Here is a 21,210-nt window from a genome sequence, read left to right on the forward strand (position 1 = left end):
AACCCATTGCAGGTTCAGGGCAAAAAAAACCGGGCGCAAGAATCTTGGGCCCGGTGGCTGATTCTACCCGTTTTGTCGGTGCCTAATTTTTCAGCAGGCTGGCTTTTTCAGTGACGTTTGGTCGGGTTCTTGGTCGAGTCGTCCACTCATTGAGCCAGGTGAGCGCTTGCCGATTGGTAAACCGCACTGTCTTCACGTTTGATCGCGGCCATCACCATCACGATCAAAACACCATCTTGCATGAGGTCAACCAGTCGATAAGCTTGTTTGCAAAGTTTGATTTTGTAGTGCCCCGCCTCAAGACCCCTGCAATTGACCGCCCTGCACATGGGGTTGTTCAGTGTCTTGGCAGCGCATGCCATGGCGAGCATGGCCGTTCGATTCGGAGAATTCGCGCTTGAGTTCAGCGCGATGGCTCAGTGGTGAGTGGGCTTGGGACGCACGTCGATTTTCAGACGTGGGACATCGCTGCGGGTTGCCGCGGGCCAATTGGCATGTGCGACCGATGATGAGGCGACCATGCCCAGTTGCGCCGATCCGCACTCGTACGAGCCCGTGGTGCTGGGTTTGTACATGTAGCAGGCCAGTCGGCTGAACAACTGTGAGACGGGAAATCTTGAAAAAGGTAAAAGTTTCATCTTGAACGGCTTGATGAATAAACTGTGTATACAGTATGCGCTTTTATTTGAATGTTTGCATCTCTCGAAAACCCTCGTTTGTAATGGTATGTAAGTCCTTGGCCAGCTTGAGCAAGCCAGGCCAGTGGGGTGCGCCTCCTACAATCTCCCCCTATGCTGTCAGACACCTCCACAAACACCTCTTCCCCCTTGCTCGCCCAGCTCAACGACGAGCAACACCGGGCAGTGGCCTTGCCGCCCGAGCACGCGCTGATTTTGGCGGGGGCCGGTTCGGGCAAGACGCGGGTGTTGACCACGCGCATCGCCTGGTTGTTGCAGACTTCGCAGGTCTCGCCCGGCGGCATTTTGGCGGTGACTTTCACCAACAAGGCCGCCAAGGAGATGAAGCTGCGTTTGCAGTCCATGCTGCCGGTGAATGTGAACGCCATGTGGATTGGCACTTTTCACGGGCTTTGCAACCGCTTTTTGCGGGCGCATTACCAGCTGGCGGGCTTGCCGCAGACGTTTCAGATCTTGGACACACAAGACCAGTTGTCGGCCGTCAAGCGCCTGTGCAAGCAGTTCAATGTGGACGAAGACCGCTTTCCGCCCAAACAATTGCAGTATTTCATCTCGGGCTGCAAGGAAGACGGCCAGCGCCCGGGCGATGTGACGGTGCGCGACGACGAGACCCGCCGCAAGGTGGAGTTGTACCAGCTGTACGAAGAGCAATGCCAGCGCGAAGGCGTGGTGGACTTTGGTGAGTTGATGCTGCGCTCGTTTGAGCTGCTGCGCGACAACGTGCATGTGCGCGAGCATTACCGCCGCCGTTTCCGGCACATTTTGGTGGATGAGTTTCAAGACACCAACAAGCTGCAATACGCCTGGCTCAAGCAGCTGGCCGGTTTGCCAGGCGAGGGGGGAGAGTGCGCCATCTTGGCCGTGGGCGACGACGACCAGAGCATTTACGCCTTTCGGGGTGCCCGCGTGGGCAACATGGCCGACTTTGTGCGCGAGTTTCAGGTGCAGCACCAGATCAAGCTGGAGCAGAACTACCGCAGCTACAGCAACATCCTCGACTCGGCCAATCACCTGATCAGCCACAACAAGACCCGGCTGGGCAAAACCCTGCGAACAGACCAAGGCGCAGGCGAGCCGGTGCGGGTGGTGGAGTCACCGTCTGACTTTGCAGAAGCGCAATGGCTGGTGGAAGAGCTGCGCCAGTTGGTCAAGCAAGACGGTTTTGAGCGCAAGGAAGTGGCCTTGCTGTACCGCAGCAACGCGCAAAGCCGGGTGCTGGAAACTGCGCTGTTCAATGCCGGATTTCCGTACCGTGTGTATGGCGGTTTGCGCTTTTTTGAGCGGGCCGAGATCAAGCACGCGCTGGCCTATTTGCGCCTGATGGAGAACCCCAACGACGACACCAGCTTTTTGCGGGTGGTCAACTTTCCGCCACGCGGCATCGGTGCGCGCAGCATCGAGCAGTTGCAAGACGCTGCCCGTGCCGCAGGCTGTTCGTTGCATGACGCCGTGAGCGCCACCACCGGCAAGGCCGGGGCCAATCTGGCCGCGTTTGTGGCCATGGTCGATGTGTTGCGCGAGCAGACCCAAGGCATGACCTTGCGCGAGATCATCGACTTGGTGCTGGACAAGACCGGCTTGGTCAACCACTACCGCGCCGAAAAAGAAGGTGCGGACCGGGTGGAGAACTTGGAAGAACTGGTCAACGCGGCCGAGAGCTTTGTCACGCAAGAAGGCTTTGGCCGCAGTGCCGTGGCCCTTCCTCAAGGTTTGTCGCAAAGCCCGGCCAGTCAGGGATTGGGTGGCGATGCGCCTGCAGCCACGGACGAATTCATTGAAGACGGCGTGATCATGAGCCCGCTGGCAGCTTTCTTGACGCATGCCTCGCTGGAAGCAGGTGACAACCAAGCGCAGGCCGGTGAAGACGCGGTGCAACTGATGACGGTGCACGCCAGCAAGGGCCTGGAGTTCGACGCGGTGTTCATCACTGGCCTCGAAGAAGGCTTGTTCCCGCACGAAAATGCCATGAATGATTTTGACGGCCTCGAAGAAGAGCGCCGCCTGATGTATGTGGCGATTACCCGCGCCCGCAAGCGCCTGTACCTGAGCCATTCGCAAACCCGCATGTTGCACGGTCAGACCCGTTACAACCTGAAAAGCCGCTTTCTGGACGAGTTGCCCGAAGAATGCCTGAAGTGGGTGACGCCCAAGAACGCAGGTTTTTCCAACTTGGGCTCGTCCAGTGGTGGTGGTGGTGGCTTTGGCGGGGGCGGTGCCTGGGGCCAAACCCCGGCGCAAAACCGCCATGCCCGCCCGGCCTGGGGTCAGAGCAGCCTCAGCACCGAGACGTACAAGAGCCCGCCTGTGCCGGTGCAAAAAGCCGAGCCCGAGCACGGCATCACCGCAGGCAAGCAAGTCTTTCACACCAAGTTTGGCGAAGGCAAAGTGCTGGCGGTGGAGGGCGCCGGTGCCGATGCGCGTGCCCAGGTGAACTTCCCGCGCCACGGCGTGAAATGGCTGGCGCTGAGCGTGGCCAAATTGACCATCGTTTGATTTTTTGAAAAGAAAGAACCCCATGAAAATTGGAAAAGACACCGTTGTCACCATGCACTACCAAGTGGTGAACGCCCAAGGCCAGTTGCTGGACAAAGCACAAGAGCCCACTTCGTATTTGCACGGCGGCTACGAGAACACCCTGCCCAAGATCGAAGAGGCCCTTGAAGGCCAGGACGTGGGCTTTGAGACCACCTTGAAGCTCGCTGCAGCCGATGCCTTTGGCGAGCGCGACGAGACGCTGGTGCAGACCATTGCCAAGAAAGACTTTCCGCCGGGCGTCAAAGTCGGTGGCCAGCTGCGTGGCCGCACACCCGAAGGGCAAGAGCACGTGTTCACCGTCATCAAGATCAAGGGTGATCAGGTCATCTTGGACGGTAACCACCCTTGGGCTGGTCAGAACCTGAGCCTGAGCCTCAAGGTGCTGGAAGTGCGTGCGGCGTCTGCTGATGAGGTCACGCACCGCCATGCGCATGGCGCGCATGGTCATCACCATTGAGTAAGTCACGTCGGAGCTGAAGCTCCGACTGCGGGACGTATTTTGCAGGTCGGCGGCTTTAGCCCCGACATCGGTAGCCCAAGCAAAAGGGGCAGTCCTTGCGGACTGCCCCTTTGTCGTTGGAACGGTCTGAACGGGTGCTCAGTGACCGCCGCCCAAGTAGGCCGCTTTCACAGCCGGGTCGGTTTTCAGGCGCTCCGCATCGCCGTGCACCGAGATGCGGCCGTTTTCCAGCACGTAGCCGTAATCGGCCACATTCAGCGCGGCGGCGGCAAACTGCTCGACCAGCAACATGGTCACGCCTTGCTCCTTCAGGCGGCTGATGATCTTGAAGACCTCTTCCACCAGAATCGGCGCCAGGCCCATTGAGGGCTCGTCCAGCAAGACCACTTCGGGGTTCAGCATCACGGCGCGGGCCATGGCCAGCATTTGCTGTTCACCGCCCGACAAGGTGCCGGCCAGCTGGTTGCGGCGCTCTTTCAAGCGGGGGAACAGGTCCATCGCACGGTCCAGGTCACCGGCCACATCGCCTTTGGGGCGGCTGCCGGTCAGGCGCGGAAAGGCACCCAGCGTCAGGTTGTCGGTCACCGTCATGGTGGCGAACACGCGGCGGCCTTCGGGCGAGTGGGCCAGGCCCAGCTTGGCGATGTGGTAGGACTCCATGCCGTCGATGCGTTTGCCGTTCAGCGCGATCTCGCCCGAGGTGGGCTGGATCATGCCGGAGATGGCACGCATGGTGGTGGTCTTGCCAGCGCCGTTGGAGCCGATCAGGGTCACCACTTTGCCTTTCGGCACCTCGATGCTGATGCCATGCAGGACGTGCACCTTGCCGTAGCCTGCTTCCAGATTCTTGATACTCAACATGTCTTGATACTCCAGTCGGCCATCAGGTGGCTGTGCCGCCGAGGTAGGCTTCGATGACCTTCTCGTTGGCTTGAACTTCTGCGGGTTGGCCTTCGGCAATCTTCTGACCGAAGTCCAGCACCGACACCGTGTCGCAAATGCTCATGACCACGTCCATGTGGTGCTCGATTAGGATCACAGTGATGCCGTGGTCGCGGATCTTGCGGATGATTTGCACCAGCTCTTTGATGTCGGGGGCGGTCAGGCCCGCAGCGGGCTCGTCCAGCAACAACAGTTGAGGGTCCAGTGCCAAGGCACGGGCAATTTCCAGCAGACGCTGCTTGCCGTAGGGCAGGTTGCGCGCTTCTTCGTTGGCCAGCTCAGCCAGGCCCACAAAGTGCAAGAGGCTCATGCCGCGCTCGGTGGCGGCAAGCTCTTCTTTGCTGTAGCGCGGGGTGTGCAGCGCCACATCCAGGAAGTTGCTCTTGAAGGTGTGGTGCAGGCCGACCTGCACGTTTTGCAGCGCGGTCATCTCGCCAAACAATTGCACGTTCTGGAAGGTGCGGGCAATGCCGGACAAGGCGATGTCGGACGAGGTGCGTCCCACCACCGAGCGGCCTGCAAAAGCGATGTCACCGGCTGTGGGCACGTAAATGCCGGTCAGCACGTTCATCATGGTGCTCTTGCCTGAGCCGTTGGGGCCGATCAGGCCGTGGATGGTGCCGCGCTTGATTTTCAGGTCCACCTGGTTGATGGCTTTCAGACCGCCGAATTGCATCAGCACTTGCTTGGCCACCAGCAGGTCGCCGTCGCCGTTTTCGGTGGCACGTACCAGAGCGCCTTGCTGGTTTTGGCCAGCGCTCAGGTCAATCACGTTGTCCGAGTTGGCGGTTTTGCCCATCAGGCTTCGGGCAAAGCCCACGATGCCGTCTTGCAGGTAGTACACGACAAACAGAATCATCAAGCCGAAGATCGACAGACGCCAGTCGGTGATGTTGTCCAGCCAGAAGGAGAAGGCTGTCAGAGCGGCGGTGCCAACCACGGGCACAAACATGGTTTGCCAAGTGGTGCGGCGGCGTGCGATGCCAATCACGGCACCCACCAGCATCAGAACAGCCAGACTGCTGGCGACCATGCGGAAGGCTTCCAAGTCGTCCAGCAGCTTGGGCAGCAGCACGATGATGGTGGCGCCCAGCATGGCACCCAGACGGGTCTTGCGGCCGCCCATGATGATGGCCAACAAGAACATCACGGTCAGTTCGTTGTTGTAGGTGTTGGGCGAGATGTATTGCTCAGAATAGGCGTACAGGCAACCGGCCAGACCGGCGAAACCGGCGCTGATCACGAAGGCGTAAACCTTGTAGCGGTAAACCGACACGCCCATGCAATCCGACGCCACAGGGCTGCCGCGCAGGGCTTCAAACGCACGGCCCAGTTGCGAGCGCAGCACGCGGTGCACCACCAGCAACGACAGCGCCAGCATCACGCACACGACCCAGTAGAACGACTCCTCGTTGAACTTGTAGCCGGCCACGGTGGGCTTGGGGATCTTCAAACCCATGGGGCCTTCTGTCAGGAAGGTCATCTCGTTGATCAGGATCTGGATGATCGTGCCAAAGGCCATGGTCACCATGGCCAGGTAAGGGCCCGACACGCGCAAAGCGGGCAGGGCCAAGATCGCGCCAAAAATGCCGGTCACCACAATGCTGGCGGGCAAAATGACCCAGAACGGCGCGCCGACCTTGAGGAAGAGCACACCGGCGGTGTAAGCACCGATGCCGAACAAACCGGCGTGGCCCAAAGAGACCTGGCCGGTGTAGCCCACCACGATGTCCAGGCCGAACAGCAAGATCGCGTAGATCATGATGGTCTCGACCAAGTGGATGTAATAGGGGTTGTGCGTGAAAACAGGCACCAGGCACAGGGCGATGAAGCCCAGTACGGAAGCAATGAAGTATTTGCGATTCATCATCAGACCTTCTTGATCGCAGATTTACCAAACAAGCCAGAGGGCTTGACAGCCAGCACCAGCAAAAGAAGAACCAGACCGGGCACATCTTTGTAGCCGGTGGACAGGTAAAAGCCCGTGGTGGTTTCGGCAATGCCCAAAATGATGCCGCCCACGATGATGCCCATACCGCTGGTCAGGCCGCCGATGATGGCGACCGCAAAGGCCTTGAGGCCCAGCACCGCACCCATGGTGGCACCCGTCAGGGTCAGGGGTGCAATCAACATGCCCGCAAAAGCAGCGGTCAACGACGACAGCGCATAAGAGAAGGTGATCACCAGACCGGTGTTGATGCCCATCAGTTTGGCGGCATCGCGGTCATTGAACGTGGCCACCACGGCTTTGCCGTAAATGGTTTTGCGGTTGAAAAATTCCACCGCCAGCATCATCAGCACCGCGCCGCCGATGACCAGCAGCTCCATGGGCAGCACGTTGGCGCCCAAGATTTTCAGGGGCGATTCAGGCAGGGGCGAAGGGAACTTCAGGTCGTCGCGGCCCCAGATGTTCTCGGCCACGTTTTTGAAGATGATGCCCAAAGCGATGGTGGACATGATCCAGCCAAATTCGCTCTTGATTTTGATGGCGGGACGCACACCGATGCGCTCGACCAAGGCACCTTGGAACAAGCCAAAGATGCCGACCAGCGGGATCGCCAGCCAGTAATTCATGCCAAGACTGTCGACCAAAGTCAACGCGACCAATGCGCCCAGCATCAGGGCTTCGCCCTGGCCGAAGTTGAGGGTGTCAGATGTCGCAAAAGTCAGCTGGTAGCCAAAGGCAATGACCGCGTAGATCATGCCCAGCGCGATACCGCTGTAGACAAGTTGAAGAAGGATTTCCATGGGAGGACTCAGGAGGTAAGAAGTGAAAAACCGAAACACATATAAAGAACGCCGTATTCGCGTGAGCGAATACGGCGTGTGAAGATCACAAATTACTTCTTGGCAGGCTGTTTGGCAGCTGCAGCGTCTTTCTTGGCTGCTTTGGTACGGATGTCCGAGCCTTTTTTGCTGTCTTCTTCGTAGGCGTACACCACTTTGCTGCCCTTGACTTCACCGAACACGGGGATGTTGGCGGTGATGGCTTCGTGGTCGTCGTGGGTGAAAGGCTTGTCATAGGTGGTGACCACGCCTTCAACCTTGGTTTGCAGGTTTTCCAGGGCTTCGCGGACCTTCACGCCGTCGGTGGTGCCGGCTTGCTTGATGGCGGCGGCCAACAAGTAAACCGAGTCATAACCTTGCGCAGCCGACACGGGCGAGTCGATGCGGTTGTTCTTGGGCTTGAAGGTCTTCAGGTACCCGTCGATGAAGGCCTTGCGCTTGACGGTGTTGGCTTCCTGAATGAAGGTCTGGGGCATGCGAGCGCCTTCACCGCCAGGGCCTGCGTTGTCAATGAAGTTGGCCATGGACAATGTCCAGCTGCCGACCATGGGCACTTTCCAGCCCAGTTTGGTCATGCCGTTGGCGATCTGTGCCAGCTCTGGGCCAATCGCGTAAGTCAGGATGACTTCAGCACCGGCTTCTTTGGCCTTGAGCAGCTGAGGCGTCATGTCCACGTCTTTGATGTTGAATTTTTCAACAGCGACAGGCTTGACGCCTTTGGCGGTCAGGGCTTTTTCCAGGTCTTCGCGGCCCAGTTGGCCATAGTTGGTGGAGTCGGCCAGGATGGCGACTTTCTTGAAGTTGCGACGAGCGATGGCTTCTTCCACGATCATGGGGGCCTGGATGCTGTCGTGTGCCGCATTGCGGAAGATGTAGTTGTCTGGGAACTCAGGGGCCTTGAACTGCTGGGTCACGATGGAGCCGGTGGCCACGTTGTTGAAGACGGGGATCTTGGCTTCTTGGTAGAAACGCTGCGAAGCCAAAGCCACGCCGGTGTTGATGAAGCCCAAAGTGGCGACCACTTTTTCCTTGTTGATCAGTTCTTGGGCGATTTGCACGCCACGCTCGTTCTTGGCTTCGTCGTCACGCTCGACGGCTTGCAATTGACGGCCCAGAACGCCGCCGGCTTTGTTGATTTCGTTGATGGCCAGTTTGACACCATCGCGCATGCTCACGCCCATGGAGGAGGAGCCGCCTGTGTAGGGGCCGGTCACGCCGACTTTGATGGGGTCTGCGGCAAAAGCCAGACCGGTGGTCAGCATCAGGGATGCGAGGATGGTCAAGTGTGTGCGACGTTGCATTGCGTTTTCTCCAAGTTTATGAATCAGACAGCCGTTCGGGCGCTTCGTAAAGACGCGCGCGTTACAGGCAGGTTACCCTAGAGTGATTCTCTGGGACTGTAAGGGGTGTAACACCAAGAGAAAACCCTTGGTTGGTCGATTTGGTCATGAATTAAATTTTCAAAACCACAAAAAATAATTCAGGAAAAAGAGGCACTTAGAAAACAAGAAACCCAGTGAGCCTGATGGAGACTGGCTTGGGCGCAATTGGTTCTTTTGAGTGCGCTCAGTGATCGGCTCTGGTGATCAAAAAGCAGTCGCGCACCGAATACACCATGGAGGTGAAAAACATGGCCGCCACCATCAACCCGGCGGGCATCAAAATGGCCATCAGCAAGCTCGCATCGCCCAGCAAGCTGGTCGCCAACATCGAGACCAGCGCCACGCCGATGAACAGGCTGAACCAGAGGGCCACATAAACCATGAAGGCGCCCAGATTGCGCCAGCAGGCTACAAAGCTGAAAAACAAGCTTTTGACCGGGGCCACGCCTTGCCAATGCACCAGCGCAGGCGCGTGCCAGAACATCATGGCCAGCGGGATGTACAGCACCATGGACACCCACAGCGCGGCTTGAAAAGACGCGGAATTGACCACTTCGGGGCTCATGTTGGCACCGGTGAGGTACATCCGGGCAAAGGTGCCGCCGTCGACCAGCATGGATACACCCATGATGAGCAGAAACGCCAGCGCATACCAAGCGCCCAGCTGCAGCATGGCATTGCGTTGTGGGCCGGCTTTGAGGGCGCAAAACAGCAGCCCGGGCATGGGAAAGCGCTTGTCCTCGGCAGCCTCGGTGGCAGCCATCATGCCCAGCGTCAGGGCGGGCAGCAGCATCAGCGCCAATGCGCCGCCGATGACCGGCACGATCGACATCAGCGACACCACGGCCATGAACAGGAAAAACAGGCCCGACATGGCCAGCGGCTGGCGCCAGAAGGTGCGGATGCCTTGGCGGGCCCAGTTCAGGCCGGTGCGTGCGGGAACGATGTTCAGTTGCATGGGGTCAGTGGATCAGAGTGTCACGGGGTGCGCGATGCGCCCGCGCAACACCCGTTCAAAATGGGTGGGGTCGTGTGGCGTGAGCATGGACGCTTCACGCGGCAGGTGATAGTCCCACAAACGCGAGATCCAAAAGCGCAAAGCCCCTGCGCGCAAAAGGGCAGGCAGCAAGGCTCGTTCGGCAGCGCTCAGGGGGCGCACGGCCATGTAGGCCTGCAGCATGGCCTGGGCGCGTGGCGCGTCGTGCAGACCGGTCTGCAAATCAACGCACCAGTCGTTCAGGCACACGGACAGGTCAAACAACCAGGTGTCCACGCCTGCAAAGTAGAAGTCAAAAAAGCCGGTCAGCTGCTCGCCGTCAAACATCACGTTGTCACGGAACAGGTCGGCATGCACCGGGCCACGGGGCAAGGCGGTGTAAGCGGGGCTGGCGGCGATGTGGTTCTGATAGGCCAGTTCGCTGCGCAGCAAGGCGGCTTGGACCTCATTCAAGTGGGGCAGTACCACCGGCACGGTTTCGTTCCACCAAGGCAGGCCACGCAGGTTGGGTTGGCTGCGGTTGTAGTCAGCCCCGGCCAAATGCATGCGTGCCAGCATGTCGCCTACGGCGGCGCAATGCACGGCCTGGGGTTGCAACTGGCTCTTGCCAGCCAGTTTGTTGACCACGGCAGCGGGCTTGCCGCTCACGGTGTGCAGGATGTCGCCATCGCGGTTGGCCGCCGGATTGGGCACGGGGATGCCGCGGCCTGCCAGGTGCTTCATCAAGAAGAGATAAAACGGGAGTTGTTCTTTCGTCATGCGCTCGAACAAGGTCAGCACGTACTCGCCCTGATCGGTCGTGGCGAAGTAGTTGGTGTTTTCGATGCCGCCCTCAATGCCGCGCAATTCGGTCAGGCTGCCCAAGTTCAGGGCTTGCATCAGTTGGGCCGCTTGGGCCTCGGAGACTTCGGTGAATACCGCCATGGGAGAGCTTGTGAGGGGCCAGAGGGCTGGCTGGATGGGAAAGTGTCGATTGTAGAGGGGCAAGAAAGTGCTTTAACCCGGTACACAATCGGGGGATGAGCGAAAACACCCCTGACACCGCCCCGGCAAAACCCAGCTTGTTGCTGGTTGACGGCTCCAGCTACCTGTACCGCGCCTTTCATGCCATGCCCGATCTGCGGGCCGTGCCCGGCGACCCGACGAGTGCCGCCACGGGCGCCATTCGCGGCATGATCAACATGATGGAGCGCCTGCGCAAGGATGTGCCCACCGTCTATGCGGCCTGTGTGTTCGACGCCAAAGGCCCGACTTTTCGCGACGAGCTGTACCCCGAGTACAAGGCCAACCGCAGCCCCATGCCCGACGATTTGCGCTCGCAGATCGAGCCGATCCACGAGCTGGTGCGCCTGATGGGCTGGACGGTGCTGGACGTGCCGGGCGTGGAAGCCGATGACGTGATCGCCACGCTGGCCCATGTGGCCGCGCAGCAAGGCATCACCGTGACGGTGTCGAGCGGCGACAAGGACTTGAGCCAGTTGGTCAACGAACACATCACCATCATCGACACGATGAATGGCAAGGTGCGAGACGTGGCGGGCGTCACGGCCGAGTTTGGCGTGCCGCCTTCGCTCATGATCGACTACCAGACCCTGGTGGGAGACACGGTGGACAACGTGCCGGGTGTGGCCAAGGTCGGCCCCAAGACGGCCGCCAAGTGGTTGCTCGAATACGGTTCGCTCGACAAGCTGATGGAAAACGCCCACGACATCAAGGGCGTGGCGGGCGAGAACCTGCGACAAGCGGTGGACTGGTTGCCCAAGGGTCGGGCGCTCGTGACCATGAAGACCGATTGCGACCTGACCGCTTGGGTGCCCGATTTACCGTCGCTGGCCAGCTTGCACCTGCACGAACCCAACAAGGACAAGCTGCTCGATTTCTACCAGACCTATGGCTTCAAAGGGCTGGTGCAGTCGCTGGGCGGGACCGTGCCTGCGCCTGTGGTCAAGGCCAAAACGAGCAAACCCAAAGACACGGGCATGGGCGACTTGTTTGGCGAGGCTTCGGCCGACGAACCTGCGACCTTGCCCGCCTTGGACAGCGCCGCCAGCGCGGTGCAAGGCGATTTGAAATACGACACGGTGCTCGACTGGGCCGCGTTCGACACTTGGCTGGCTCGCATCGAGCAAGCGCCGCTCACCGCCATCGACACCGAAACCACCTCGCTCGACGCCATGCGCGCCGAAATCGTGGGCATCTCGCTCAGCGTCACGCCCGGCGAGGCGGCCTACATTCCGCTGGCGCACAGCGGCCCGGGTGCGCCTGAGCAACTGCCGTTGGCAGACGTCCTGGCCAAGCTCAAGCCCTGGCTGGAAAACCCGGCCCACTTGAAATTGGGCCAGAACATCAAATACGACCGCCATGTGTTCGCCAACCATGGCATCGAGGTGCAGGGCTACGCCCACGACACCATGCTGGAAAGCTATGTGCTCGAAGTACACAAGCCGCACGGCCTCTCAAGTCTTGCCGAGCGCCATGTGGGTCGCCGGGGCGTGACTTACGAAGACCTGTGCGGCAAGGGGGCGCACCAGATCCCGTTTGCGCAGGTGGACGTGGACAAGGCCGCGCACTATTCGTGCGAAGACTCGGACCAGTGCCTCGACGTGCATCTGGCGTTGTGGCCGCAGATCGAGGCGCATGCGGGTCTCAAGTACGTGTACGAACTGGAAATCGCCACCAGCGAAGCGCTCTACCGCATCGAGCGCAACGGTGTGCTGATTGACGCGCCGACCTTGGCCGCCCAAAGCCAAGCGCTGGGCGAGCGCATTGTGCAGCTCGAAACCGAGGCCTACGAAATCGCAGGCCAGCCCTTCAACTTGGCCAGCCCCAAGCAGTTGGGCGAAATCTTTTTTGACAAGCTGGGCTTGCCCGTCATCAAGAAAACCGCCACCGGTGCCCGCAGCACCGACGAAGAAGTGCTGGAAAAACTGGCCGAAGACTACCCGCTGCCTGCACGCATTTTGGAGCACCGCAGTCTGTCCAAGCTCAAAGGCACCTACACCGACAAACTGGCGCAGCTGGCTTTGCCGCGCACGGGCCGCGTGCACACCCACTATGCGCAGGCGGTGGCCGTCACAGGCCGCTTGTCGAGCAACGAGCCGAACCTGCAAAACATCCCGGTGCGCACGGCCGAGGGCCGCAAGGTGCGCGAAGCCTTTGTAGCCCCGGCGGGTTGCGTGATTGCCAGCGCTGACTACAGCCAGATTGAGCTGCGCATCATGGCGCACCTGAGTGACGACCCGGCTTTGCTCAAGGCCTTCCATGAAGGCCTGGACGTGCACAAGGCCACGGCGGCCGAGGTGTTTGGCGCAACGCCCGACACCGTGACCAGTGAGCAGCGCCGCTACGCCAAAACCATCAACTTTGGCCTGATTTACGGCATGAGCGCCTTTGGTCTGGCCAAGGCCTTGGGCATCGACAACACCGCCGCCAAAAACTACATCACGCGTTACTTTGAGCGCTTTGCGGGCGTCAAACACTACATGGACGCCACCCGCGAGCAGGCCAAGGCGCTGGGTTATGTCGAGACCGTGTTTGGCCGCCGCCTGATGCTGCCCGAGATCAACAGCCCCAACGGCCCGCGCCGAGCCGGGGCCGAACGCGCCGCCATCAACGCACCCATGCAGGGCACGGCGGCCGACCTCATCAAACTGAGCATGGTGGCGGTGCAAAAAGCGCTGGACGAACAAGGCAAGGCCACCAAAGTGATCATGCAGGTGCACGACGAACTGGTCTTCGAGGTGCCCGAATCAGAAGTCGAGTGGGTGCGCACCGAAGTGCCGCGCCTCATGGCCGCTGTGGCCGACCTGAAGGTGCCGCTCTTGGCCGAAGTGGGCTTTGGGCCCAATTGGGAGCAGGCGCATTGAGCATGGGTGGTCATTGCCAGCAGTGCGGCAACGCAAGCCGTCATGGCCAGAAGCGCCGCAGCGCAAGCCCTTATCGCGAGGCCTGCAACAGCTTAAGCCGTCATTGCGAGGAGCGCAGCGACGCGGCAATCCAGTTGCAGTGATGGTTCTGAGACTGGATCGCCACGCTTCGCTCGCGATGACGGACCAGAGTGTCAGCCATGGCCGAGGCTGGGCTCAGCCGAACTCCCTGAAGCCCTTGAGCGCTGGCAGCGGCGCGAAGTTCGCTTCGCGTTTTTGCTGAAACGCGCTGATCGCCTCGCGCACATTGGCGTTGCTCCAGATCGCGCCTTGCAGCCAGCCCATGTGGCGCAGGCTGTCTTCGGTGCTGTGGTCGCGGGCGTAGTGCAGCACTTGCTTGGTGCCCCAGATGGCCACGGGCGGTTTGCTGGCGATTTCTTTGGCCGCTTGCAGGGCAGCGGCCACGGTGGCTTCGTGGGTGGGCAGCACCTCGTTCACCAAGCCGTGGGCCAGCGCTTTGTCGGCGCTGAGACGCCTGCCCGTGTAGGCCAGTTCTTTGACCAAGGCCATGGGCAGCAGCTTGGGCAGGCGCTGCAGTGTGCCCACGTCGGCCACCATGCCGATGTTGATCTCCTGGATGCAAAAGAACGCATCGGCCGAGGCATAGCGCATGCAGCAGGCGGTGACCATGTCCACCGCGCCGCCAATGCAGCCGCCGTGGATGGCAGCGATGACCGGGATGCGCAGTTCTTCGAGCAAGGTGAAGGTGTGCTGCATGTCGGTCAGCAGGTCGTACACGGCCGAGCGGCCTTCGGCGCTGGTGTCGTCCATCTGGATGGCGCTGCCAAAGGTTTGCAGGTCCATGCCCGCGCTGAAGTGTTTGCCCGTGCTCGAGATCACCAGCGCCCGGGCGGTGCCCGCCTTGTGGATGTCGGTCAGCACCTCGTGCAATTCGCGCCAAAAGATCGGGTGCATGGTGTTCATCGCCTCGGGGCGGTTCATCACCAGGTGGGCAACATGGCCCTCAGTCGTCAGGGAAAAGCAGTTGAGTTTGTCCATGGTCATTCGCTTGAGGGGGTGGGGTGGCAATGGCTTCACTGTAAGACGTCCCCGGGGCAGGCGCTGTCCCCGCCTTGACCAGCGAGCCCACCCGCACACCCAGCAGCCGCAGGCGGCGTGACAGGTCCACCCGCTTGAGGCATTGGCCGGCGACTTGACGTATCTGTTTGGCGTCAGCGGTGTATTCGCTCAGGGTCTGGTCTCGGGTCACGGCCTGGAAGTTGTCGTACCGCAGTTTGATGCCGATGGTCTTGCCTTCGTAGCCTTTGCGCTGCAGATCGGCCGCCACCTGCTGGCACAGGCGGGTGAACACAGCCCCGAGTTCTTCGCGGTCACGCACGGCATGCAGGTCGCGTTCAAAAGTCGTTTCGCGGCTCATGCTGACGGGTTCGCTCTCGGTTTCCAGCGGGCGGTCGTCGCGCCCCCAAGCGGCTTCGTGCAGCCAAGCGCCGTAGCTTTTGCCAAAGTTGTCCACCAGCCAATGCAGCTCACGCGCTGCCAGCTCGCCGATGGTGTGGATGCCAAAGCCCTTGAGCTTTTCATCGGCCTTGGGCCCCACGCCGTTGATCTTGCGGCAGGCCAGCGGCCAGATCAGGGTTTGCAGATCGCCCTCGTGCACGACCGAGATGCCGTTCGGTTTGTTGAACTCGCTGGCCATCTTGGCGATCAGCTTGTTGGGCGCTACGCCGACCGAGCAGGTCAGGCCCGTGGCTTCAAAAATGCTTTTCTGAATCAGCCGCGCCAGCACGCGCCCGCCTTCACGTTGGCCGCCTGGTACGTCGGTGAAGTCGATGTAGACCTCGTCCACGCCCCGGTCCTGCATGACGGGCGCGATCTCGGTGATGATGCTTTTGAAGGTGCGCGAAAAGTGCCGATAGCGGTCAAAGTCCACAGGCAGCAGGATGGCCTGCGGGCACAGCTTGGACGCTTTCATCAGCCCCATGGCCGAGCCGATGCCGAACTGCCGCGCCGCATAGGTGGCGGTGGTGATCACGCCGCGCCCGGTGTAGCCCTCGATGCGTGGAAAGAAGTCGACCGGAATCTCGTCCAACCGCTCGGCAAAGGTCTCTTCTGTCCATTCTCCGTCCGGGTAGGCCGCCTGCAACTTGGCCAGCAAGTCGTCTTCTTTGCGGCGGCCACCGCCAATGACCACCGGCAAGCCTTTGAGCTGCGGGTAGCGCAGCAACTCGCAGGACGCGTAAAACGCGTCCATGTCGAGGTGGGCAATGCGCCTGGTCAGCGCGGCGGTGGGGGCGGCTTGGGTCACCCTTGGAGCATAGCGCCAGGGCCAGGCCTCTCACCTTGCGTAAGGGGCCCCAGCGAGGTTTTTAAGCCGTCGGAAAAGTGCCGGGCAGCAAGATGTTGTTGCCCACATTCTGGATGTTGGTGTGGCCGCAAAAGGCCATGGTCACGTCCAGCTCTTTGTGGATGATTTGCAGGGCCTTGGTCACGCCTTCTTCGCCCATGGCGCCCAGGCCATAGACCATGGCGCGGCCGATCATGACGCCTTTGGCACCCAAGGCCCAAGCCTTGAGCACGTCTTGGCCGCTGCGGATGCCACCGTCCATCCAGACCTCGATTTGGTCGCCCACGGCCGCCACTATTGATGGCAGGGCCTCGATGCTGCTGGGCGCGCCGTCGAGCTGGCGGCCGCCGTGGTTGCTGACCACGATGGCATCGGCCCCGCTGGCCACCGCCAGTTTGGCGTCTTCCACGTCCATGATGCCCTTCAAGATCAGCTTGCCGCCCCATTGCTTCTTGACCCAGGCGATGTCGTCCCAGTTCAGGGTCGGGTCAAACTGTTCGTTGGTCCACGAGGCCAGCGACTTCATGTTGGTGACAGATTTCACGTGGCCGACCAGGTTGCCAAAGCTGTGGCGTTTGGTGCCAGCCATGCCCAAACACCAGCGCGGCTTGGTCATCAGGTTGATGATGTTGGCAATCGTGGGGCGGGGGGGCGCGGTCAGGCCGTTTTTGAGGTCTTTGTGGCGCTGGCCAATCACCTGCAAATCGAGCGTGAGCACCAGGGCGCTCACGTTGGCGGCTTTGCAGCGGTCGATCATGCGGACCATGGCCTCGCGGTCGCGCATCATGTACAGCTGAAACCAAAACGGCGCTTGTGTGTGGGCCGCGATGTCTTCGATGGAGCAAATGCTCATGGTCGACAGGGTGAAGGGGATGCCGAACTTCTTGGCGGCCATGGCGGCGTGCATTTCGCCGTCGGCATGCTGCATGCCGGTCAGGCCCACGGGGGCGATGCAAACGGGCATCTTGGTGTCAATGCCGACCATCTTGGTGGCCGTGGTGCGGTTTTCCATGTTCACCGCCACGCGCTGGCGCAACTTGATCTTGTGGAAGTCCGTTTCGTTGGCGCGGTAGGTGCCCTCGGTCCAGGAGCCGCTGTCGGCGTAGTCGTAGAACATGCGCGGCACGCGCTTTTCGGCCAGAACGCGCAGGTCTTCGATGTTGGTGATCACGGGCATGGGGCAGTCTCCGAAAGGATGTCAGTTGTTCAAATCAACAGGCATCCTAGCCGCCCAGCAGCTTGAGGGCTGTGAAACTTGGGACAGTCGCTTTGAAATTTCTTGCCGTGTGGGAGCCGCACCTCGTGCGCGATGGTATTGGGCACCCAGCGCCTGATCGCGCTGAGAGGCACTTGGCGGGTCTCGCTCAGCTGCAGCTGACGCTGCCGCAGCCCGACATGGTCACGTTCTTGATGGCCGACGGGTCGGCCAAGGTTTCGGTCACGCTGTCAAAACCCACCGACTTCAGGTGCACAGCCAAGCCCGCATCCATACTGTTGGCGTGACCCGGAAACCACTCTGCCAGGGCTTCGGCCATGCGGGTGATGATGGTGGGGTCGCTGTCCAGGTAATGGGCTTCGACCACACGCATGGTTTCCAAAATGGTGGCGTGGTGCTCGGCATGGCAGTTGTCGGCCGAAAAACCAGTGGCCAGCATCCAGCGTTCTTCTTGTGCGAAATGCTCCACCGTGTGGTTCAGGAACTCTTTGTAGATTGGCAGCTGCTCGTCCTCGGGCGTGGCCAGGATCTTGTTGATCATGTCCACGAATTCTTGGTGTGTCTCGTCCATGCGGGTATCGCCGGTGGTGAGCGATTCGGTCCAGGGCATCAGGGTGGGGGCGGCAGTGGTCATGGTGGATTGGCTGTGGAAAGACTTGGCGAATTATCGCGGATTGGCAGCTTCCAGTGGACAGGCCTTGGTCTTCTATGTTCCTCAGTTGTAGCGAGACCGGCCAGTTCGCAGGCGTTGGGCGCGTGTGTTGGGTGTTCGTGTCGGGAGGCGGTGAATGCTTTGTGAGCACTAAAATACACCATGACATTCATTGATGACGCATGGACCGTGATTCAGATGCCCCTGACCTGGATCAAATGGGCCAAAGACCAAGGTCTTTGGGACTTCATCACCGCGGGCTCAGGGCTGTTGATTTCGGCGTTTGTGCTGGGCGGGCAAAAAAAGAAAATCCCCGAGTTTTCAGTTCACTTGACTTACTCGCTGGGCACCGGGCACAAGAACTACCCCAATGTGCTCAACATCGAGTTGCGCAACCTGATGGATTCGCCGCTGGTGATTGGCAGGCCCAACTTCAAGTTCGCCAAAGGCCTGCGCGCGGGTCGTTATGCCCATGGCAACACTGCCACAGGGGACTACGAAATCAAGTTCCGCCCCATCGGCACCGACGGGCAGCCTGTCCCCGGTTACAGCTACACCCATGTGATGCTGCGCCACCGCGAGCAAGCCTACAGCTACCTGCCGCTGATCGATGAATGGGACGAGCAGACCCTGCTGGCCGCCATCGCGCCCAAACGACGCTGGGGCTTCTTCAAGACTGAAAAGGGGTTGGGCACTTTGTTCCTGAATGTGGTGCTGCTCAAAGACGAAAAGCCCCGCGTCATCAGCATGGCCGTGCCGGTGATTCGCCTGCAAAAAGGCGTGTCAGAGCCAAGGTTGGGACGGGAGTGGGGGTGATCAAGATGTTCAACCGTGATGCTGGGGTAAGGCTTGTTGCTGTCCCTGCGTGCAGCAATATTTCGACTTCACTCAAGCGGATGGATTTTGCCGATGCCTATGAGGTTCACCTCAGCAAACCTCAATTGGATGCGTCTGCTGCTTATTGGGCTGTATTTGGTGTGGAGCCCGTTTGGGTGCGCTGGCTGATGTGTCTGCGTGGCCATATCGCGGTCTTGCTCGGTCTGACCCATCCGTTTGACACGACGAAACACAGTGCCGATGTGGTCCCTGTACTTCAGCTTGGTGTGAGAGTGGGCGCGTTCACTGTGCAGACAGTGTCACCAAACGAAGTGATCGTCGGCGATGACGACAAACACCTGAATTTTCGTATTTCATGTTTGAAGACGGCGTCTGGCGGTCGGACGTACATCACCATCTCCACAGCGGTTGAAATTCACAACACCTTGGGCCGTATTTACATGTTTGTCGTGAAGCCATTTCATCGCTTCATTGCGCCGTTGATGGTGCAACGCGCGTCGAGCGAAGGCCGACTGTGATGGGTCGCGTCTTTGTCAGAATGGAGTTTTTATGAAAGCCACAGTTCTGTTCGTGCACTTGGTGTTCGTCGGTGTCTGGCTTGGTTGCGTGCTCACCGAAGCATTGTTTGAACGGGCGTTGTTGGGGCAAGGTCGCGAACAAGAGCGGTTATTGGTTGGCCTGCACAAACGTGTGGATTTTTGGATCGAGATCCCGGCATTCACGGGTGTTTTGATCAGCGGTGGTCTTTTGCTGAGCCAAGCGGCTTGGAGTTCAACTTTGCAAACCAAAATTCTGTTCGGCGTGGTGGCCATTGCGGCCAACATCTATTGTGTCGGTTTGGTCTTTCGGCGTGCTCAAGCTGCTGAATCAGGGGACTGGGCCAAATTTAAAGCGCTGGACCATCAGCAGCACAAATGGGGTGCTGTGGTCTTGGTGGCGATCTTGCTTGCCCTGGGGCTCGGCGTGAGCTTGTTGATTTAGCAGCTGAAGGTCGGACCGCAGAGGCCCGACCCGTGTGCATCAGGCCCAGCGGCCTCGGTGCCGCGCGATCTGCAGTCGCACTTGCGCAGGCGCTGTGCCGCCCAAGGTGTTGCGGGCATTCAGCGAGCCTTGCAGGCTGAGCGGGCCGAACACATCGGCTTCGATGCGGCTGTCGAACTTTTGCAGGGTTTCCAGCGAGAGTTCGGACAGGTCCACGCCCAAGCCTTGCGCGGTCTTGACGGCATGGGCCACCACCTCGTGCGCGTCGCGGAAGGGCAGGCCCTTTTTGACCAAATAGTCGGCCAAGTCCGTGGCGGTGGCGTAGCCTTTTTTCACGGCCGCTTCCATCGCCGCGGCATTCACTGTGATGCCACCTTCCTTTTGGCCCGTGGCCGGGTTGAGCTGACCGCCGACCATTTCGCTGAAGATGCGCAAGGTGTCCTTGAGCGTGTCCACCGTGTCAAACAGCGGCTCTTTGTCTTCCTGGTTGTCCTTGTTGTAGGCCAGGGGCTGGCCTTTCATGAGGGTGATCAAGCCCATCAGGTGGCCGACCACGCGGCCGGTTTTGCCGCGTGCCAGCTCGGGCACGTCGGGGTTTTTCTTCTGCGGCATGATGGAACTGCCGGTTGTGAAGCGGTCGGCAATGCGCACAAAGCCGAAGTTCTGGCTCATCCACAAAATCAGCTCTTCTGAGAAGCGGCTGATGTGCACCATGCAGAGGCTGGCCGCTGCGGTGAATTCGATCGCAAAGTCGCGGTCGCTCACGCCGTCTAGGCTGTTTTGGCAGACTTGTGGGTTGCCTGCTTCGTCGACCATGCCCAGGGTGCGAGCCACGCGTTCACGGTCCAGCGGGTAGGTGGTGCCGGCCAAGGCGGCGCTGCCCAGCGGCAGGCGGTTGGTGCGGCGGCGCACGTCGCTCATGCGTTCGGCGTCGCGGGCAAACATTTCCACATAGGCCAGCAGGTGGTGCGCAAAGCTCACGGGTTGGGCCACTTGCAGGTGGGTGAAGCCCGGTAGGATGACTTCGACGTTTTGCTCGGCCACATCGACCAGCGACTTTTGCAGGTCGACCAGCAAGTCGATGATCAGGTCCATCTCGCTGCGCAGCCACAGGCGCACGTCGGTAGCCACTTGGTCGTTGCGGCTGCGGCCGGTGTGCAGGCGCTTGCCCGCATCGCCCACCAGCTGGGTCAGGCGTGCCTCGATGTTGAGGTGCACGTCTTCCAGGTCGAGCTTCCATTCAAAAGCACCGGATTCGATTTCTTGCGTGATCTGCGCCATGCCGCGCTGGATGTCGGCCAGGTCGCTCGCGCCGATGATTTTTTGTGCGGCCAGCATGTCGGCGTGGGCCAAAGAGCCTTGGATGTCGGCTTGCCACAAGCGCTTGTCAAAGAACACGCTGGCGGTGTAGCGCTTGACCAACTCGCTCATGGGTTCAGAAAAGAGCGCGGACCAGGCTTGGGATTTTTTGTCGAGTTGGTTTGTCATAGCC

General features: G+C 60.2%; 18 protein-coding genes. 6 read left to right on the forward strand and 12 right to left on the reverse strand.

Annotation, left to right across the window (positions count from 1 at the left end):
- Positions 1-416 precede the first annotated feature (416 nt).
- Positions 417-638, reverse strand: coding sequence for a hypothetical protein (locus B9Z52_RS17870; RefSeq protein ID WP_158270533.1), 222 nt, complete (start codon positions 636-638; stop codon positions 417-419).
- A 153-nt stretch (positions 639-791) separates the two neighbouring features.
- On the opposite strand from B9Z52_RS17870, the gene B9Z52_RS09875 reads away from it, so the two are divergent.
- Positions 792-3,191 carry a UvrD-helicase domain-containing protein gene (locus B9Z52_RS09875; RefSeq protein WP_108413683.1) on the forward strand — a complete coding sequence of 800 codons (2,400 nt, stop codon included), beginning with the start codon at positions 792-794 and terminating at the stop codon, positions 3,189-3,191.
- Positions 3,192-3,213: 22 nt separating this feature from the next.
- The gene (locus B9Z52_RS09880; RefSeq protein WP_108413684.1) at positions 3,214-3,690 is read left to right on the forward strand and encodes a peptidylprolyl isomerase; all 477 of its coding nucleotides are present in this window, start codon (positions 3,214-3,216) and stop codon (positions 3,688-3,690) included.
- Positions 3,691-3,831: 141 nt separating this feature from the next.
- On the opposite strand, the gene B9Z52_RS09885 is transcribed toward B9Z52_RS09880, so the two are convergent.
- From B9Z52_RS09885 to B9Z52_RS09910, 6 genes are all read right to left on the reverse strand, one after another.
- Complete coding sequence (locus B9Z52_RS09885) at positions 3,832-4,554, reverse strand: ABC transporter ATP-binding protein (RefSeq protein ID WP_108413685.1); 723 nt, start codon at positions 4,552-4,554, stop codon at positions 3,832-3,834.
- A gap of 22 nt (positions 4,555-4,576) precedes the next feature.
- A complete protein-coding gene (locus tag B9Z52_RS09890) occupies positions 4,577-6,502 on the reverse strand; it encodes an ATP-binding cassette domain-containing protein (RefSeq protein WP_108413845.1) in 1,926 nt (641 codons plus the stop codon).
- 2 nt (positions 6,503-6,504) lie between these two features.
- Entirely contained in the window at positions 6,505-7,383 is an 879-nt protein-coding gene (locus tag B9Z52_RS09895) for a branched-chain amino acid ABC transporter permease (protein ID WP_108413686.1), read from the reverse strand.
- A 92-nt stretch (positions 7,384-7,475) separates the two neighbouring features.
- Positions 7,476-8,723 (reverse strand): ABC transporter substrate-binding protein, encoded by a 1,248-nt coding sequence (locus B9Z52_RS09900; RefSeq protein ID WP_108413687.1) that lies wholly within the window; start codon positions 8,721-8,723, stop codon positions 7,476-7,478.
- A gap of 265 nt (positions 8,724-8,988) precedes the next feature.
- Entirely contained in the window at positions 8,989-9,762 is a 774-nt protein-coding gene (locus tag B9Z52_RS09905) for a BPSS1780 family membrane protein (protein WP_108413688.1), read from the reverse strand.
- Positions 9,763-9,774: 12 nt separating this feature from the next.
- Positions 9,775-10,725: a homoserine kinase gene (locus B9Z52_RS09910; RefSeq protein WP_108413689.1), complete on the reverse strand. Its 951-nt coding sequence runs from the start codon at positions 10,723-10,725 to the stop codon at positions 9,775-9,777.
- Between the two features lie 95 nt (positions 10,726-10,820).
- Between B9Z52_RS09910 and polA the strand changes: the two genes are divergently transcribed.
- Positions 10,821-13,667: a DNA polymerase I gene (gene polA / locus B9Z52_RS09915; protein WP_108413690.1), complete on the forward strand. Its 2,847-nt coding sequence runs from the start codon at positions 10,821-10,823 to the stop codon at positions 13,665-13,667.
- Between the two features lie 216 nt (positions 13,668-13,883).
- On the opposite strand, the gene B9Z52_RS09920 is transcribed toward polA, so the two are convergent.
- From B9Z52_RS09920 to B9Z52_RS09935, 4 genes are all read right to left on the reverse strand, one after another.
- Positions 13,884-14,726, reverse strand: a complete 843-nt coding sequence (locus B9Z52_RS09920; protein ID WP_108413847.1) for an enoyl-CoA hydratase-related protein — start codon at positions 14,724-14,726, stop codon at positions 13,884-13,886.
- A complete protein-coding gene (gene dinB, locus B9Z52_RS09925) occupies positions 14,692-15,939 on the reverse strand; it encodes a DNA polymerase IV (protein ID WP_108413846.1) in 1,248 nt (415 codons plus the stop codon). Before dinB ends, B9Z52_RS09920 begins: the two co-directional genes overlap by 35 nt.
- A gap of 115 nt (positions 15,940-16,054) precedes the next feature.
- A complete protein-coding gene (locus B9Z52_RS09930; RefSeq protein WP_108413691.1) occupies positions 16,055-17,209 on the reverse strand; it encodes an alpha-hydroxy acid oxidase in 1,155 nt (384 codons plus the stop codon).
- Between the two features lie 187 nt (positions 17,210-17,396).
- Entirely contained in the window at positions 17,397-17,882 is a 486-nt protein-coding gene (locus tag B9Z52_RS09935; RefSeq protein ID WP_108413692.1) for a bacteriohemerythrin, read from the reverse strand.
- 180 nt (positions 17,883-18,062) lie between these two features.
- On the opposite strand from B9Z52_RS09935, the gene B9Z52_RS09940 reads away from it, so the two are divergent.
- Genes B9Z52_RS09940 through B9Z52_RS09950 form a run of 3 tightly spaced genes read left to right on the forward strand, consistent with a single transcriptional unit; the run spans position 18,063 to position 19,718 of the window.
- The gene (locus B9Z52_RS09940; RefSeq protein WP_108413693.1) at positions 18,063-18,716 is read left to right on the forward strand and encodes a hypothetical protein; all 654 of its coding nucleotides are present in this window, start codon (positions 18,063-18,065) and stop codon (positions 18,714-18,716) included.
- Positions 18,717-18,721: 5 nt separating this feature from the next.
- Positions 18,722-19,255, forward strand: a complete 534-nt coding sequence (locus B9Z52_RS09945; protein WP_233251924.1) for a DUF2867 domain-containing protein — start codon at positions 18,722-18,724, stop codon at positions 19,253-19,255.
- Positions 19,256-19,286: 31 nt separating this feature from the next.
- Complete coding sequence (locus B9Z52_RS09950) at positions 19,287-19,718, forward strand: hypothetical protein (RefSeq protein ID WP_108413695.1); 432 nt, start codon at positions 19,287-19,289, stop codon at positions 19,716-19,718.
- Between the two features lie 39 nt (positions 19,719-19,757).
- On the opposite strand, the gene argH is transcribed toward B9Z52_RS09950, so the two are convergent.
- A complete protein-coding gene (gene argH / locus B9Z52_RS09955; RefSeq protein ID WP_108413696.1) occupies positions 19,758-21,206 on the reverse strand; it encodes an argininosuccinate lyase in 1,449 nt (482 codons plus the stop codon).
- Positions 21,207-21,210 lie beyond the last annotated feature (4 nt).

The organism is Limnohabitans sp. Jir72 (assembly GCF_003063575.1).
Classification (GTDB): Bacteria; Pseudomonadota; Gammaproteobacteria; order Burkholderiales; family Burkholderiaceae_C; genus Limnohabitans_A.

Excerpts from the sequence above, each read along its gene's own strand:
- B9Z52_RS17870 (WP_158270533.1), bottom strand. The coding sequence starts at position 638 with ATGAAACTTTTACCTTTTTCAAGATTTCCCGTCTCACAGTTGTTCAGC.
- B9Z52_RS09875 (WP_108413683.1), top strand. The coding sequence starts at position 792 with ATGCTGTCAGACACCTCCACAAACACCTCTTCCCCCTTGCTCGCCCAG.
- B9Z52_RS09880 (WP_108413684.1), top strand. The coding sequence starts at position 3,214 with ATGAAAATTGGAAAAGACACCGTTGTCACCATGCACTACCAAGTGGTG.
- B9Z52_RS09885 (WP_108413685.1), bottom strand. The coding sequence starts at position 4,554 with ATGTTGAGTATCAAGAATCTGGAAGCAGGCTACGGCAAGGTGCACGTC.
- B9Z52_RS09890 (WP_108413845.1), bottom strand. The coding sequence starts at position 6,502 with ATGAATCGCAAATACTTCATTGCTTCCGTACTGGGCTTCATCGCCCTG.
- B9Z52_RS09895 (WP_108413686.1), bottom strand. The coding sequence starts at position 7,383 with ATGGAAATCCTTCTTCAACTTGTCTACAGCGGTATCGCGCTGGGCATG.
- B9Z52_RS09900 (WP_108413687.1), bottom strand. The coding sequence starts at position 8,723 with ATGCAACGTCGCACACACTTGACCATCCTCGCATCCCTGATGCTGACC.
- B9Z52_RS09905 (WP_108413688.1), bottom strand. The coding sequence starts at position 9,762 with ATGCAACTGAACATCGTTCCCGCACGCACCGGCCTGAACTGGGCCCGC.
- B9Z52_RS09910 (WP_108413689.1), bottom strand. The coding sequence starts at position 10,725 with ATGGCGGTATTCACCGAAGTCTCCGAGGCCCAAGCGGCCCAACTGATG.
- polA (WP_108413690.1), top strand. The coding sequence starts at position 10,821 with ATGAGCGAAAACACCCCTGACACCGCCCCGGCAAAACCCAGCTTGTTG.
- B9Z52_RS09920 (WP_108413847.1), bottom strand. The coding sequence starts at position 14,726 with ATGGACAAACTCAACTGCTTTTCCCTGACGACTGAGGGCCATGTTGCC.
- dinB (WP_108413846.1), bottom strand. The coding sequence starts at position 15,939 with ATGGACGCGTTTTACGCGTCCTGCGAGTTGCTGCGCTACCCGCAGCTC.
- B9Z52_RS09930 (WP_108413691.1), bottom strand. The coding sequence starts at position 17,209 with ATGCCCGTGATCACCAACATCGAAGACCTGCGCGTTCTGGCCGAAAAG.
- B9Z52_RS09935 (WP_108413692.1), bottom strand. The coding sequence starts at position 17,882 with ATGACCACTGCCGCCCCCACCCTGATGCCCTGGACCGAATCGCTCACC.
- B9Z52_RS09940 (WP_108413693.1), top strand. The coding sequence starts at position 18,063 with ATGACATTCATTGATGACGCATGGACCGTGATTCAGATGCCCCTGACC.
- B9Z52_RS09945 (WP_233251924.1), top strand. The coding sequence starts at position 18,722 with ATGTTCAACCGTGATGCTGGGGTAAGGCTTGTTGCTGTCCCTGCGTGC.
- B9Z52_RS09950 (WP_108413695.1), top strand. The coding sequence starts at position 19,287 with ATGAAAGCCACAGTTCTGTTCGTGCACTTGGTGTTCGTCGGTGTCTGG.
- argH (WP_108413696.1), bottom strand. The coding sequence starts at position 21,206 with ATGACAAACCAACTCGACAAAAAATCCCAAGCCTGGTCCGCGCTCTTT.